The organism is Oryzomonas japonica (genome assembly GCF_008802365.1).
Taxonomy (GTDB): domain Bacteria; phylum Desulfobacterota; class Desulfuromonadia; order Geobacterales; family Pseudopelobacteraceae; genus Oryzomonas; species Oryzomonas japonica.
Window position 1 is genome coordinate 125,591 of the sequence record NZ_VZQZ01000006.1, and the last position, 15,769, is coordinate 141,359.

A 15,769-nucleotide genomic window follows, 5' to 3' on the forward strand; every position below is an offset into this window, starting at 1 on the left:
ATTATGCGGCTATGCTCCACAAAAAAAGAGGCGCGGGCGGCGTGAATGATCGCGGCCGTCTTTCATGCCGCCGTAGGCTCCAGTGGTGGGACCCTACACCATGAGCACGCCGGCCGGCAGGAAACGTGGCTGAACATCCGCCGGGCAATCGGAGAGGCGAAACGAGTAGCGGCACTTGGGGCATACCGCCCGTTCGGGCTCATGGAGCGCCACCTTGCGCGGTACGGTGCTGACAAAGCCGCAGGAGATACAGGAAATCGTTGCCAGGTTCTCTTCCACCAGCCATCCTCCTTAAAAAACTTTCCGGGATGATCCCCTTTTGCGTCCCTTGGAACGCCTGGGCTCTTCCTGTTGCCAGGGGTGCCCGATGTGGTCCTCTCAATATGCATGCCATGCCTATAAAGCATAATGTTATTGAATGGTTGTTTGGGATGATGCGGCCTCATGCCGCACGGGGTGTGGTTTGGGGAGCGTGAAAGTGGTAATTTTTTTAACATTTTTTAAGTAACACAACGATATCAGTGCGTTGCCAGCGTGACAAAAGTGTTATTTTTTTTAACATGCCTTGAAATATCTTGTGATATCAGTGATATATGTATGCAAGAAAAGTGTATTGCCGTTGATCTGTTTCTGCCGGGCCGACATTGCTGGTTCTGGGCATGTATTTGACACCACTGAAAAAAGAATGTTTAATTTTACGCCACAGTGTGTTAAACAGCCAATTTACAGGACAAGATTCGAATTTCACGCATCAAGGAGGTTGCAGATGTCCGAGCAGAACCCGCATGTCATGCTGGAAACGTCCAAAGGCTCTATCAAGATCGAGCTGTTCAGTGATAAGGCGCCAATCACCGCAAAGAATTTTCTTTCCTACGTTCGTGAAGGCTATTACGACGGGCTGATCTTCCACCGGGTCATCAAGGATTTCATGGTCCAAGGCGGTGGTATGAATGAAAACCTGGAACAGAAAAAGCCCAAGTTCGCCATCAAGAACGAGGCCGACAACGGCCTTTCCAACGAGCGCGGCACCCTGGCCATGGCCCGTACTTCCGTAGTCGATTCCGCTACCTCCCAGTTTTTCATCAATGTGGTGGACAACTCCTTTCTCGACCACCGGGGCAAGCAGCCGGACCTCTACGGTTACTGCGTCTTTGGCAAGGTACTGGAGGGCATGGAGGTGGTCGACGAGATCCGCACCGTCAAGACCGGCAGCAGCAGGGGGCATTCCGACGTCCCCGTGGAGCCGGTTTTCATCGTGTCGGCCAAGGTCATCGAATAGCGCCGGTTTTCGAGTACGCCCGTTGGCACTGTCGCCCCGTTTCCCTATCGGAATCGGGGCGTTGTTTTTTTGCCACGAGTTGCTGAGTGAAATTGCATTCTTGAAACTGTATACAATATGAGCTACAGTATGGCTCCCGCTAACGCAGACGCAGGTAACGCCTACATCAGATAGAGGAGGGGAGTACAACATGAGCGACGATCAGGTCTGCTATACCTTTGATGCTGCCGTGGAGATGGCCATTGAAATGGAGAACGAGGGCTTTCGCAACTATCTTGCCGCCATCCGCAGGTTGACGAATAAGGGCGCGCGGGAACTCTTGCGCGATAATGCGCTGGACGAACTCGACCATAAGCATCAGTTGGAAAAGGCGTTGCTGGAAGGGCGCATGGAGGGTGGCGAGGCCTTTGATCAGCCGATCCCCACCATGCACCTGGACTATGTCTTCAAAAAACAGGAACTGGGCCCCGAGTCGGGTGTGCGGGAGGCGTTGGTCTACGCCATTCACCTGGAAAAGGGCGCCGTCGATTTTTACGGCAAGGTCGCGTCGGGGTGCAGCGGCGCCCCCATGGGGCAGCTCTTTCAACAGCTTTTCAAGGAAGAAAGCCGCCATTTGCAGTCATTGGAAGATCTCTACGAACAGCACTTCATGACGGAAAACTGATGACAGGCAGGGCATGGTGATGCCCACACTCATACCATCCTTGCCAAGGGACGCCGGGCGGCAGCCAATTTCCGCCAGGTGTCCCTTTTTCTTTGCTTTCGGTGCTGGAATCTATATAATAACTCATTTAAATGTAGTCACGTGGGCATGTCTCACTTGAAAGGAATATACGCAATGAGCGAGACCGTAAGCAAAAAAATGCTGATCAATGTCATGCATCCCGAAGAGACGCGGGTGGCTATCGTGCACGATGGCCGCCTGATGGAACTCAACATCGAGATCAGCGGCAAGGAACAGACCAAGGGCAATATCTACAAAGGGGTCGTGCTGAGGGTTGAGCCCGGCCTCCAGGCCGCCTTCGTCGACATCGGGCGGGCCAAGCCGGGTTTTCTCCAGATGGGGGAATTGCATCCCGACTTCTGGCAGTGGCGCGACGATGTCCCGGAGGATCAGCGCAAGCGCCGTCCCCGCATCCAGGAAGTACTCCGCCGCGGCCAGGAACTGGTGGTGCAGGTGGAAAAGGACGAGCGGGACAACAAGGGGTCGGCCCTGACCAGCTACATCTCCCTTCCGGGTCGCTACATGGTGATCATGCCGGGTAGCGATTCCACCGGCATCTCCCGCAAGGTCGAGCAGGAGGGCGAACGTAAAAAACTGAAGGAGATCGTGGCCGGCCTGAACGTCCCCGAAGGGATCGGCTACATCATCCGCACCGAGGCGGTCGGGCGCGCGCCGGAGGAGTTGCACAAGGACCTGGAAAACCTGCTGGAGCTGTACGCAGATATTAAAGCGCGGGCAGCAGAGATCAGCGGGGCGGGCGAAGTCTACCGCGACAGCGGGCTGATCATCCGTTCCATCCGCGATTACTTTTCCGACGACATCGATGAGGTGCTCGTCGACAGCAAGGACGCCTACCGGGAGGCCAAGGAGTTCTTCCGCGAAACCATGCCCAAGTGCGAAAAGAGGGTCAAGCTGCACAAGGAGAAGCGCCCCATATTCTCCCGCTTTCAACTGGAAGAGCAGATCGACCAGATCTACGAGAAGCGGGTTGCGCTTCCCTCCGGCGGCTCGTTGATCATCGAGCCGACCGAGGCGCTGGTCAGCATCGACGTCAACTCGGGCAAGTCCAGCGGCGAGCGGGGGATTGAGGATACCGCCTACAAAACCAACATGGAGGCCGCCGAAGAGGTGGCGCGCCAACTCCGGCTGCGCGACCTGGGCGGCCTGATCGTGATCGACTTCATCGACATGCGGGAACGGAAGCATAATGCCGATGTTGAGAAGGTCCTCAAACATGCCCTCAAGATGGACAAGGCCAGGGTCAACCTGGGGCGGATCTCCGAATTCGGCATGCTGGAGATGTCGCGTCAGCGCATCGCCAAGACGCTCAACGACGCCATTCACCTGGCGTGTCCCCACTGCGAGGGGCGCGGCAAGGTCAAGTCGGTGGAGGCCATGGCCGTCTCGTTCCTGCGCAAGGTGCATGCCGCCGCGGCCAAAGGGACCGTGGCCGAGGTGCGCGGTTCCCTGCCGCTGGAGGTCGCCTATTACCTGCTGAATCGCAAGAAGCGGGATCTGACCCAGATCGAAAACGATTACGAGATCGAGGTGACGGTGAAGGGGAAACCATCCTTTACCATGAACCAGCTCGAACTGGAGACCCTCAAACGGGAAAAACCGCGCATGGAGGATGTCCGTGCATCCGAGGCCGAAGCTGCCGAGGCGCCGAAACAGCCGGAACCGTCGGAACGGAAGGTTGACCGGCCCGAACCCGCACGGGCGGAAGAACAGGCGGTCGAGGGCGTCGTTGCCGAAGGTGGCAAGAAACGCAAACGTCGCCGCAAGAAGAAGAAACCAGCCGGAGACGGGGCAGTCGAGGCGGTAGCCGTTGCCGCCGAATCCCCGGCAGCGGAAGGGCGCCCGGAGGAATCGCGGCAGGAAACCGCACCAACGGCGGAAGCCGTTCGCGATCAGGAAGAAGACGCCACGCCGGAAACCCCGGCCAAGAAAAAGCGCAAGCGCCGCCGCCGTAAAGGGGGCAAGGCGCAGGATGGGGGAACAGTAGAAACAACGGCGCCGACGGCTGAGGCTGGGGAAATCGCCCCGGTGGCGACCGCTGAACCGGCTACCCCGGTTGAGCCCGAAGCGGCGGCTGCTCCTGCTCCCAAAAGGTCCCGGCGGGGCAAAACGGCCCGGGCGGTCGCGGAGGCCGCCGTCGCACCGGTTGCCGTGGCAGCGGATGTCGCCGTCCCGACTCCTGATGCCCCGGCAGGGGAGCCGGCGCCCGAAAAGCGCGCCAAGCCGCGCCGCACTACTCGTAAAGTCAAAAAGGAGGACGAGGCGGCCATCGTCCAGCCCGTGGCCGTTGCCTCCGAGCCGCCCGCTGCGGATACGACCGAGGCGGCTCCGGAGACGGAAAAACCCAAGCGGGCCAAAGCCCCCCGCACCCGGAAGAAGATCGAGCCGACGCCGGCAGCGGCAGACGCCCCCCCTGTCGAAGCGGAGCTTGGGGCGACGAAACCGGCGAAACCGCGCCGGGCTCCGGCTAAAAAGGCCGTCAAAGCCCCGGTGCCATCCGAGCCGGGGGTTGAGGAAGCCGTTGCGCCGAAAAAACGCGCGAGCCGTTCCCGGAGCGTCAAAAAGGACGAAGGAGACCAGTAGTGTCCCTGTGCGGTTCGTCCCCGCACAGGGGAGTAACCGCCTGTGACGGGGCTTGACGGCCGCTTCCTTTTTTTCTTGACCTGACAGGATGTTGGCGATATTTTTACCAGTCTTGCCCCACCGAATCCCGGATATGTTGTTCACGAAAGGCTGAAAAAACACCATGGAAGAACTCAGCGAACTCCTGCTTCAGAGACGGCGCAAGGTTGATGCCCTCTGGGAGGCCGGAGTCAATCCCTACCCCAATGATTTTAAACCGCTGCATACCTCGGCCGATGTGGTTGCCGCCTACGGCGACACGGAACAATTCGATGCCAGTGGTGAACAGTACATCGTGGCCGGGCGCATGCTTGCCCGGCGTTCCTTCGGCAAGGCCGCCTTCATCCAGCTCCAGGACCGCAAGGGGCGCATCCAGGTCTATGTCAAAAAGGACGAGGTCGGCGCAGAGGCCTTTGAAACCTTCGAATCCTTTGATATCGGCGATATCATCGGTATCGAGGGGTTTCCCTTTCGCACCAAGACCGGCGAATTGTCGCTCCATGCAAAGCAGATTCGTCTCCTGGTCAAATCGCTGCACCCGTTGCCGGAAAAGTTTCACGGGCTCACCGACCTGGAAACGCGCTATCGCCAACGGTACGTGGATCTCATCGTCAATCCCGAAGCGCGCGATGTCTTTATCAAGCGCTCCCGGATCGTCAACCTGATCCGGGGTTTCATGGCTGGTCGCGACTTCCTGGAGGTCGAGACCCCCATGATGCATCCGATCCCCGGCGGCGCCACGGCCCGGCCATTCGTTACCCATCATAACGCTCTGGACATGCAGCTTTTTCTGCGCATTGCCCCCGAACTCTACCTGAAACGCCTGGTGGTGGGTGGTCTGGAGAGGGTCTTCGAGATCAACCGCAACTTCAGGAACGAGGGTATCTCGGTGCGTCATAATCCCGAGTTCACCATGATGGAGTTCTATCAGGCCTACGCCACCTATGAAGAACTGATGGACTTCACCGAAGAGCTCTTCTGCCATGTGGCCCAGGAGATTCTCGGCACGCTGGATTTCACCTGCCAGGGGAACGAGATCAGCTTCAAGCGCCCCTGGAAACGCCTGACCGTTCGGGAGGCGATCCTGGAGCATGGCGATATCGATGCCAAGCAGTTGGACGACCGCGATCTGGCGTTGGCCTATGCCCGCGGCCTCGGCCTCGATCTTCCCCAGGACATTGGCTACGGCAAACTGGTCATGGAGATCTTCGATGAGGTGGTCGAGCACAAGCTGATCCAACCGACCTTCATCACCGCCTATCCGACCGAGGTGTCGCCGCTGTCGCGCAAGAATGATCACAACCCCGATATCGTCGACCGTTTCGAGTTGATCATCGGCGGTCGCGAGATCGCCAATGCCTTCTCGGAGCTGAACGATCCGGTTGACCAGAAGGAGCGTTTCCTCTCCCAAGTGGCCGAGAAGAACAAAGGGGACGAAGAGGCCCATTACATGGATGAGGACTATGTCCGCGCCCTGGAGTACGGCATGCCCCCCACGGCCGGCGAAGGTATCGGCATCGATCGTTTGGTGATGCTCTTGACGGATTCCGCTTCGATCCGCGACGTGATCCTGTTTCCCCAGTTGCGGAAGGAAATGAAATAGGCGATGCCCTTCGAGCTTTTTATCGGGTTGCGCTATCTGAAAGCCAAGCGCAAATCAACATTCATTTCTATCATTACCTTTATTTCCACCGCAGGGGTCGCCCTTGGCGTCATGGCGCTGATTGTGGTGCTGGCGGTCATGACCGGCTTTGAAGAAGACTTGAAGGAAAAAATCCTCGGGACCAATGCCCATGTGGTGGTCATCCGCAGCGGCGCCCCCATGGATGATTACCAACAGGTCATGGCGAAGCTCAAGCGCTTCAAAGGGGTGCAGGCGGCCACGCCGTTCATCTACAATCAGGTCATGCTGTCGTCGGGCAAGAATGTCTCCGGAGTGGTCCTGCGGGGGATCGATGTCCAGTCGGACCGCTCTGTGACCAAACTGAGCAAGTCGATCGTCGAAGGTTCCATCGACAAGCTCGACCCGGTCATGGGGGCGGGCTCCGACGGCAAGCCGGGGCTGGTGGTGGGCAAAGAGTTGGCCAAGCACCTGAACCTGTTCGTGGGCGACACGATCAACGTCGTCTCCCCCATGGGAAACATCACGCCCTTGGGCATGATGCCCAAGATGAAGCCGTTTCGCGTGGTGGGGATTTTCAATACCGGCATGTTCGAGTACGACTCGACCCTGGCATACGTCAGCCTTGCCCAGGCCCAGGCCTTCTTCGACCTGGGGGATACGGTCACCGGCATCCAACTCAAGGTGGATGACGTCTATCATACCGGAGAACTGGCGCGCGCCATCAACCTGACCATGGGGGGCGACTACTACGCCCGGGACTGGATGCAGATGAACCGCAACATCCTCTTTGCCCTGAAGACGGAGAAGATGGTCATGTTCATCATCCTGACCCTCATCGTCCTCGTGGCGGCCTTCGGCATCGCCTCGACCCTGTTCATGGTGGTTATGGAGAAGACCAGGGATATCGCCATCCTTAAATCCATGGGGGCCACCGGTCTCAGCATCATGAAAATATTCGTCCTGGAGGGGCTGATCATAGGCATCATCGGCACCATCCTGGGCGTTGCCTCGGGGCTCCTCATCGCCCTCAATCTTGAGCCGATTATCACCGTCATCGAGAAGGTCACCGGCCTGAATTTTTTCAGCAAGGACGTGTACTATCTGGACCATTTTCCGTCGATGGTGGTGCCGTCGGATGTGGTCCTGATATCGGTGACGGCGGTGCTGATTTCGTTCATCGCCACCCTGTACCCATCGTGGCAGGCGTCCAGGATGCTGCCCGCCGAGGCGTTGCGCTATGAGTAGGAAATGTGAATTTTTTTCAACCCGCTGCGTTTTTCGTCAAGAGGTGCTATTGTGAGCAACCTTCTTGAGGTCCGCGCTCTATGCAAAACCTATGCAACCGGGCCGAACAGAGTAGAGGTGCTGGCCGGCATCGATCTTGAATTGGAACCCGCGACCACCACCGCCCTGGTGGGGGCTTCGGGGGCCGGCAAGAGTACGCTGTTGCACCTGCTGGGGGCGTTGGACCGGCCGTCATCGGGGACCGTCAGCTTCCGCGGCGAGGATATTTTCCGGAAAAGCGACCGTGAACTGGCGTTTTTCCGCAACAAAAGCATCGGGTTTGTCTTCCAGTTTCACCATCTGCTGTCAGAATTCACCGCTCTGGAAAACGTCATGATGCCGGCCCTGATCGCCCGCACCGCTCGTGACAAGGCCAGGGCAACGGCGGAGGAGTTGCTGGATGATGTGGGCCTGAGCCACCGTTTGGGGCATCGCCCTGGTGAATTGTCCGGCGGAGAGCAGCAGCGGGTGGCCATTGCGCGTGCCCTGGCGCTGTCCCCCGAGTTGCTGCTGGCCGATGAGCCGACCGGTAACCTGGACATGAAGACCAGCGAGGGGGTGCATGCTCTGTTGGCCGAATTGCAGCAGAAAAAGGGGCTGACCCTGGTTGTCGTCACCCATAATGAACGGTTGGCTGCCGCCATGGGAAGAACCGTGCGGCTGGTTGATGGACGGCTTGAATAATTCGTGTGAGTCTCGGGGGAAGAGTGCCCATATTTCGTATGGCAGTGATGGTTGTATGTGCGTTTCAGTTTATCGTCGCCGGCACGGCGCGGGCTGAAGGCGAAAAGATTTTCGAGGTGCGGACCAAGGGCAATCAGCGCATTGAATCGGCCGCCATCCTCAATGTCGTCTCGAGCAAGGCCGGCGATGCCTTGTCCGATGACAAGACCGACGCAGACATCCGTGCCATATACAAACTGGGGCACTTCCAGGATATTCAAGCCGCGACGGAAGAAACCGACAAGGGCGTGATTCTGGTCTATACGGTGCAGGAAAAGCCGGTTGTCCGCGACATAAAATTCGAGGGGAACAAGGAAATCAGCACCGACAAGCTCAAGGAAGCCCTTGAGTTCCGTCAGAATGCCATAGTATCCACCAAGGATCTTGCCAAGAGCGTTGCCAAGATGAAAAAACTCTACGGCGACGAAGGATACTATCTGGCCGAGATCGAGCCGAAGACGGAAAAACGTACGCCCACGGAGCTTGCGATTACCTTCAAGGTCACCGAAGGGAAGAAGATCCTTATCCGCACCATCCGCTTCGACGGGAACAGGACCTTCACCGACAAACAATTGCGCAAGGTCATGGAAACCAAGGAAAAGTGGTTTCTGTCGTGGCTGACCGGGGCGGGCACATACAAGGAAGAGGTGTTGAAAAACGACGCCTTGCTGATCGCCGACCACTACATGAACAACGGCTACATCAATGTCAAGGTGGGTGAACCGGTTGTCAAGCTGACCGATGCCAAGGACGCACTGGAGGTGTTCATCGGCATTACGGAGGGGCAACAGTTCCGCATCGGTGACCTCGACTTCAAGGGCGACCTGCTTGAGCCGGTCAGTGAACTGCGCAAGAAGGTCAAGGTCGAGCCGGGGCAGATCTTCAGTCGGAGCACTCTGCGCACCGATATCGCCACCCTGACAGATGTCTATGCCGATAAGGGGTATGCCTTCGCCAACGTCAACCCATTGACAAAGGCCGACAGCACAAAGCAGATCATAGATTTGAGCTTCGATATGGAAAAGGGTGAGTTGGTTTCCATCGAACGGATCAATATCGCTGGCAACCCCAAGACCCGCGACAAGGTGGTCCGCCGTGAACTGCGCATCACAGAAGGGGAACTCTACAGCGCCACCGGCATCAAGCGCAGCAAACAAAACCTGATGAACACAGGTTTTTTTGAGGAAGCCAACCTTGCGACGGCCAAGGGGAGTGCCGGCAACAAACTCAACCTCAACGTGGACGTCAAGGAAAAGCCGACCGGATCGTTCAGTATCGGTGGCGGGTACAGCTCCCTGGACGGCATCATCGGTCAGGGGTCCGTGCAGCAATCGAACTTCCTCGGCCTGGGGCTCAAGGCGAACGTTTCCGGTTCCATCGGCGGAAAGTCCCAGACCTACTCCCTCGGCCTGACCGATCCCTACTTCCTCGACACCAAGTGGACCCTGGGGGCCGACGTCTACCGGACGCAGCGCGATTATAACGACTACACCCGGCGCCTGACCGGCGGAGATATCAAGGGTGGGTACCCGATCAACGACTTTATCGGCACCTTCTTCATGTACAAGTATGAGATCAAGGACATCTACAACCCCCAGCAGGCCTATCAGGACCTCCATTCCACCGATCCGGACAACTATCCGCTGGGAATGACGACGACCAGTTCGGTCATGGCGAGTATCACCCACAATAACACCGACTACCACCTCGACCCCACAACCGGTTTTATCAATTCGCTTACTGCCGAATTCGCCGGTCTGGGGGGGAATAACAAGTTTGCCCGCTACACCCTGGAGAACACTTGGTTTCACCCGATTTACAAGAAACTGATCTTCTCCACCAAGCTGGCCGTGGGATATGTCGAGGAGGTGGGAGGGAAGCTGGTGCCAATCGACGAGAAGTTCTACCTGGGCGGCATCTACTCGCTTCGCGGTTACAAGGCCCGCACGGTTTCCCCGACCAAACACCTCGGGACGGCAAACCCGACGAACGGCGTTAAATCTGACGAAGTGGTCTACCTTGGGGGCAACAAAGAAGCCTACGGCAACATGGAGTTTTCCTTCCCCATTCTGGCTGAGGCGGGGGTCAAGGGGGTCGTGTTCTTCGACTATGGCAATAGCACCAACGATTCATACAGTAAAATGTTCGATTCGCTGCTGCTGAGCTACGGCGCGGGGATCAGATGGGCTTCGCCGCTTGGGCCGCTCCGCCTCGAGTATGGCATCCCCGTGAACCCGCGCGCCGAACTGGACAGCCGTAGCGGCAGGTTCGAGTTTTCGATCGGCAGCCTCTTTTAGGCTGCATCATAGAGAAAAAGGAGAACGTCAATCATGAGAAGGTTTATACTGGCGGCAGTCATGGTTCTTGGCTTTGCAGCTGCATCGGCTTCCGCTGCCGATGTGAAGATCGGCTACGTCGATATGCAACGGGCGCTCAACAACTCCGAGTCGGGCAAGGAGGCCAAGGAACAGTTGGCGGCGCGGCTCAAGAAGTATCAGGACGAAATTAACGGCAAGCAGGAAGAGCTCAAGAAGTTGAAGGATGAACTTGAAAAACAGGGGATGCTCCTGTCCGAAACGGCCAGGGCCTCCAAGGAAAAGGACTACCAGCAGCGGCTGAAAGAGTTTCAGCGTTTCACCAAGGACGCCCAGGATGAGCTTCAGGCCAAGGATGAAGAATTTACTCGCAAGATCCTTGAGGAGATGGAAAAGGTTATCAAGGAGTACGGCCGTACCAACGGTTATGCCTTTATCTTTGCTAAAAACGACAGCATGATGCTGTATGTCGATGAAAAGTCCGATGTGACCGAAGAAGTGCTGAAACGCTTCAACACCGCCAAAAAGAAATAGCGGTCGCCGCATCAAATTGTGCGGTCGGAATATTTTGACTATAGCTACGGGGCTGTGACATGCAACAAAGCAAAACATTGAAAGAAATCGCCGAATACTTGGGCGGTACGGTGCGGGGGGATGGTGCGGTGCGCGTTGGCGGACTTGCCCCCCTGGAAACAGCCGGACCCGACACCATCACGTTCCTGGCAAACCACAAATACGCCACCAAGGTCGCGGAAACAAAGGCCGGAGCGGTGCTGATGGCCCCAGGAAACGAGGCTTACGGCCGCAACGTGGTCGAAGTGGCCAATCCGTACCTGGGGTTTGCCAAGCTGCTGACACTCTTCTACACATCCCCCCACCCTGGGCTGGGAATACTGCCCGAGTCGAACGTGGGGACCGGCGTGACGCTGGGGGAGGGGATCAGCATCTATCCCGGCGCCTGCGTCGGGAACAACGTCACCATAGGCGCGCGGACCGTCATCCACAGCGGCGCTGTCATCTACGAGGGGGCCGTGATCGGCGATGACTGCGTGGTGCATGCCAACGCCGTTATCCGCGAGCGCTGCCGTCTCGGAAACCGGGTGATCATCCAGCCGGGCGCGGTCATCGGGAGCGATGGGTTCGGTTATGCCCCGGACGGTCGCGGCTATTACCGGATTCCCCAGATCGGCATCGTGGTGTTGGAAGATGATGTGGAGGTGGGCGCCAATACGACCGTTGACCGGGCCGCGCTGGAGGTCACCCTGGTAAAACAGGGGACCAAGCTCGACAATCTGGTGCAGGTCGCCCACAACTGCCAGATAGGGCGCGATTGTATGATCGTCTCCCAGGTGGGGATATCGGGCAGCACCAAGGTCGGCGACCACGTGACCCTGGCCGGCCAGGTCGGGGTTGCCGGCCACCTGACCATCGGTGACAACGTGATGGTGGGGGCCAAGTCGGGGGTACCCAACTCCCTGGCCGCCAATGCCGGCTACAGCGGCTATCCGGCGCAGCCCCACAAGGAGTGGCTCAAATCCATGGCGGTGGTCGCCAACCTGCCGGCCCTGAAGAAAACGGTCAGCAGCCTGGAAAAACGCATCGCCGAACTGGAAGAACAGCTGAAAAAATGAACAGGATAAAGTCTCAAAATCTGCCACTGAGACACTGAGGAAAATCAGAAGCAGCGGCATAAGCCGTTTTGTGTTCATAAATAGATTCAGTTGTTGACGTTCTCCGTTTCTCTGAGTCTCTGTGGCTGGTTTTGTTTTGAAGTTCTCCAGTTTTTTTGCGGTTCTGTGGCAGATTTATTGTTACTCCGCGCTTCTGCGGCAACTATTTTATTTCAACGAGGTTTCCCATGCTAATGGACGTCAATGAAATCATGAAGATTCTTCCCCACCGCTACCCCTTCCTCATGGTCGATCGGATCATTGAGCTGGAGCACGGCAAACGCTGCGTCGGAATCAAGAATGTCACCATCAACGAGCCTTTTTTCCAGGGGCACTTTCCCGGCCATCCGGTTATGCCGGGGGTGCTGATCGTCGAGGCCATGGCCCAGGTTGCCGGTATCATGGCCTACCTGGCATCGGACGATGAAACGAAGAAAAAGGTCAGCTACTTCATGTCCATCGACAATGCGAAGTTCAGAAAGCCGGTGTTTCCTGGCGATCAACTACGCATCCAGATCGAAACGACCTTCAACCGCCGCGGCATCTGGGGGGTCGACGGTAAGGCCTACGTGGGCGAAACACTGGTAACCGAGGCATCCCTCAAGGCGACCTTTGCCGACAAAGCGGCGTAACACCGAGTACGTGCTAATTTTTTAGATAGTAAACCGGGGAGAGTTCCAATGATACACTCAAGCGCAATAATCGAACCGAGCGCACAACTGGCGTCCGACGTCGAGATAGGCCCCTATGCGATCATCGGCAAACAGGTAACCATCGGCAAGGGCACCAAGATCGGTGCCCATGCCGTGATCGGCGACTGGACGGAGATCGGCGAGAACAACCAGATTTTCCACCAGACCTCGGTCGGCGCCCCCCCCCAGGACCTGAAATACCAGGGTGAAGAAACCTGGACCCGCATCGGCGACAACAACATGATCCGGGAATTCGCCACAATCCACCGCGGCACGGTCTCCGGCCACGGCGAGACCGTGGTCGGGAACGGCAACCTCTTCATGGCCTACTCCCACGTGGCCCACGACTGCCGCATCGGCAACAACGTGGTCATGGCCAACGTGGCAACCCTGGCAGGGCATGTCACGGTAGAGGACCACGTCATCCTGGGCGGCTTGGTGGCGATACATCAATTCGTCACGGTCGGCGCCCACGTCATGATCGGCGGCGGCACCCTGGTTGGCCTGGACATCCCGCCGTACATGATCGCCACCTCGGGCAAGCGCGACGCCAAGCTGCGGGGGCTGAATCTGATCGGCCTGAAGCGGCGTGGGTTCACGGACGAGGCGATCAGCAGCCTGAAAAAGGCCTACAAAACCCTGTTCATGGCCGGTCTGAAGCTTCCCAATGCTATTAGCCGCATCAGGGCCGAGGTCAAGGAGTGTCCGGAGGTGGACTACCTGCTGGCCTTCATCGAACGCTCCGAGCGGGGGATCTGCCGCGGATGAGCGTCCTCAGAACGGCCGTCATAGGCGTGGGCTACCTGGGTAACTTCCATGCCCAGAAGTACGCCGCCATCCCCGATGTGGAACTGGTCGGCGTGGTGGACAGCGATCCGAAGCGGGCGGCCGAGATTGCAGCTGCGCTGGGGACGACCGCCTACAGCGATCACCGCGACCTGATTGGCAAGGTGGATGCGGTCAGCGTGGTGGTGCCAACCCAGTATCACCACACCGTTGCCCGTGATTTTCTGGCGGCCGGGGTCCACGTGCTGATCGAGAAGCCGATCACCGTCACCACGGCCGAGGCCGACGAATTGATCGCCCTCGCCGAGATGCACAAGGTGGTCTTCCAGGTCGGCCATCTGGAACGTTTCAACCCGGTCCTGGTGGCGTTGGGGGACATCCTCCATGAACCGCTCTTCATCGAGTCGGTGCGCATCGCCCCCTTCAAGCCGCGGGGGACGGACGTGAACGTGGTCCTGGACCTGATGATCCACGACATCGACATCATCCAGCACATCGTCGGGTCCCCGGTTGAGCACATCGACGCCGTCGGGGCGCCGGTTTTTACCGGCGAGGAGGATATCGCCAACGCGCGGATCGTTTTCAAAAACGGCTGCGTCGCCAACGTTACCGCCAGTCGTATCAGTCTGAAGAGCGAACGCAAGATGCGCATATTCCAGCGCGATGCCTACATCACCCTGGACTTTCAGAACCGCAAGCTGCTGGTGGCCCAGAAGGGGAACGGCGAGTTGTTTCCTGGCATCCCCAACGTGAAGGTTGTTGAGCGGGAGCTGGGGCAGGCCGATGCGCTCAAAAACGAGATTGAATCGTTCATCGAGGCCATCAGGGAAGGGAAACAGCCCCAGGTGAGCGGCAGGGAAGGGAAAATGGCGCTGGAAACGGCACTCAAAATCAACGTTAGCCTGAAAAGGACACACCCATGATACCGATGGTAGACCTCAAAACACAATATCACACCCTGAAAGCGGAGATCGATACGGCGGTTCTCGCCGCCCTGGAGAGCAGCCAGTTCATTCTGGGGCCCAACGTGACCGCCCTGGAGCAGGAGGCTGCAGCATTTCTGGGCGCGCCCCATGCCGTCACTTGTGCATCGGGCACCGACGCCCTGCACCTGGCGATCCTGGCGGCCGGCATCGGCCCCGGGGATGAGGTCATCACCTCTCCGTTCACCTTTATCGCCACGGCCGAGGCCATCTGCTACGCCGGGGCCACTCCGGTCTTCGCGGACATAGATCCCCAAACCTTCAACCTCGATCCGGCCATGGTCGAAAAGGCCATCACCCCCCGCACCAAAGCGATCATCCCGGTTCATCTCTTCGGCCAACCGGCCGACATGGCTGCGTTTACGGCTATCTGTAAAAAACACAACCTGCTCCTGATCGAGGATTGCGCCCAATCCTTCGGTGCCGCGGTCGATGGCCGCATGACCGGCACCATAGGCCTCTTGGGCTGTTTCAGCTTCTTCCCCAGCAAGAATCTGGGATGCTACGGCGACGGCGGCATGGTCACCTGCGCCACGGCCGAGTTGGCCGAACAGGTCAAGGTGCTGCGTAACCACGGCAGCCGGGTCCGCTACCACCACAGCATGATCGGTTTCAACAGCCGCCTCGACGACATCCAGGCCGCTATTCTGCGGGTGAAGCTCAAGCGGATCGACGAATTCAACGCCGGCCGCCGCCGCGTTGCGCAGCTCTATTCTTCCCTGCTGGCCGACGTGGCGACCGTTCCCCACGAGGATGGCAAGGGACGGCACGTCTATCACCAATACACGATCCTTACCGACCGGCGCGACGCCGTCATGGCCAAACTCTCCGAACGGCAGATCGCTTCGGCCGTCTATTACCCCATTCCGCTCCACAAACAGGACGTCTTTGCCCAGGCCTGCGCAGGCCTGAGCCTGCCGGTGGCCGAAAAGGTTGCCGCCAACTGCATGTCGCTCCCCGTGTATCCCGAAATGCCCGACGCATCGGTGCGCTTGGTAGCGGAAACCGTCAAAGAGGTACTGGTTGGATAATTTGTGTCTCTGTGTTCC

At 58.2% G+C, this 15,769-nt stretch carries 14 protein-coding genes; 13 read left to right on the forward strand and 1 reads right to left on the reverse strand.

What is annotated here, in order from left to right; all coding sequences use genetic code 11:
* Positions 1-93: 93 nt before the first annotated feature.
* Positions 94-279, reverse strand: a complete 186-nt coding sequence (locus F6V25_RS10885; protein ID WP_151128602.1) for a hypothetical protein — start codon at positions 277-279, stop codon at positions 94-96.
* A gap of 487 nt (positions 280-766) precedes the next feature.
* Between F6V25_RS10885 and F6V25_RS10890 the strand changes: the two genes are divergently transcribed.
* From F6V25_RS10890 to F6V25_RS10950, 13 genes are all read left to right on the forward strand, one after another.
* On the forward strand, positions 767-1,279 hold the full coding sequence (locus F6V25_RS10890; protein WP_151128603.1) for a peptidylprolyl isomerase: 513 nt from the start codon (positions 767-769) through the stop codon (positions 1,277-1,279).
* 190 nt (positions 1,280-1,469) lie between these two features.
* Positions 1,470-1,943, forward strand: coding sequence for a ferritin-like domain-containing protein (locus F6V25_RS10895; RefSeq protein WP_151128604.1), 474 nt, complete (start codon positions 1,470-1,472; stop codon positions 1,941-1,943).
* Positions 1,944-2,117: 174 nt separating this feature from the next.
* Positions 2,118-4,604: an Rne/Rng family ribonuclease gene (locus F6V25_RS10900; protein ID WP_151128605.1), complete on the forward strand. Its 2,487-nt coding sequence runs from the start codon at positions 2,118-2,120 to the stop codon at positions 4,602-4,604.
* A gap of 163 nt (positions 4,605-4,767) precedes the next feature.
* Complete coding sequence (gene lysS, locus F6V25_RS10905) at positions 4,768-6,246, forward strand: lysine--tRNA ligase (protein WP_151128606.1); 1,479 nt, start codon at positions 4,768-4,770, stop codon at positions 6,244-6,246.
* Between the two features lie 3 nt (positions 6,247-6,249).
* The gene (locus tag F6V25_RS10910; protein ID WP_151128607.1) at positions 6,250-7,512 is read left to right on the forward strand and encodes a lipoprotein-releasing ABC transporter permease subunit; all 1,263 of its coding nucleotides are present in this window, start codon (positions 6,250-6,252) and stop codon (positions 7,510-7,512) included.
* A 51-nt stretch (positions 7,513-7,563) separates the two neighbouring features.
* A complete protein-coding gene (locus F6V25_RS10915) occupies positions 7,564-8,235 on the forward strand; it encodes an ABC transporter ATP-binding protein (protein WP_151128608.1) in 672 nt (223 codons plus the stop codon).
* 38 nt (positions 8,236-8,273) lie between these two features.
* Positions 8,274-10,571, forward strand: a complete 2,298-nt coding sequence (gene bamA, locus F6V25_RS10920) for an outer membrane protein assembly factor BamA (RefSeq protein WP_151128609.1) — start codon at positions 8,274-8,276, stop codon at positions 10,569-10,571.
* Positions 10,572-10,604: 33 nt separating this feature from the next.
* Positions 10,605-11,123, forward strand: a complete 519-nt coding sequence (locus F6V25_RS10925; RefSeq protein WP_151128610.1) for an OmpH/Skp family outer membrane protein — start codon at positions 10,605-10,607, stop codon at positions 11,121-11,123.
* 59 nt (positions 11,124-11,182) lie between these two features.
* A complete protein-coding gene (lpxD, locus tag F6V25_RS10930) occupies positions 11,183-12,220 on the forward strand; it encodes a UDP-3-O-(3-hydroxymyristoyl)glucosamine N-acyltransferase (protein WP_151128611.1) in 1,038 nt (345 codons plus the stop codon).
* Between the two features lie 227 nt (positions 12,221-12,447).
* Entirely contained in the window at positions 12,448-12,891 is a 444-nt protein-coding gene (fabZ, locus tag F6V25_RS10935; RefSeq protein WP_149306977.1) for a 3-hydroxyacyl-ACP dehydratase FabZ, read from the forward strand.
* A 48-nt stretch (positions 12,892-12,939) separates the two neighbouring features.
* Positions 12,940-13,719: an acyl-ACP--UDP-N-acetylglucosamine O-acyltransferase gene (lpxA, locus tag F6V25_RS10940; RefSeq protein WP_151128612.1), complete on the forward strand. Its 780-nt coding sequence runs from the start codon at positions 12,940-12,942 to the stop codon at positions 13,717-13,719.
* On the forward strand, positions 13,716-14,660 hold the full coding sequence (locus F6V25_RS10945) for a Gfo/Idh/MocA family protein (RefSeq protein WP_151128613.1): 945 nt from the start codon (positions 13,716-13,718) through the stop codon (positions 14,658-14,660). Before lpxA ends, F6V25_RS10945 begins: the two co-directional genes overlap by 4 nt.
* Positions 14,657-15,751, forward strand: a complete 1,095-nt coding sequence (locus tag F6V25_RS10950; RefSeq protein ID WP_151128614.1) for a DegT/DnrJ/EryC1/StrS family aminotransferase — start codon at positions 14,657-14,659, stop codon at positions 15,749-15,751. Before F6V25_RS10945 ends, F6V25_RS10950 begins: the two co-directional genes overlap by 4 nt.
* Positions 15,752-15,769: the final 18 nt, after the last annotated feature.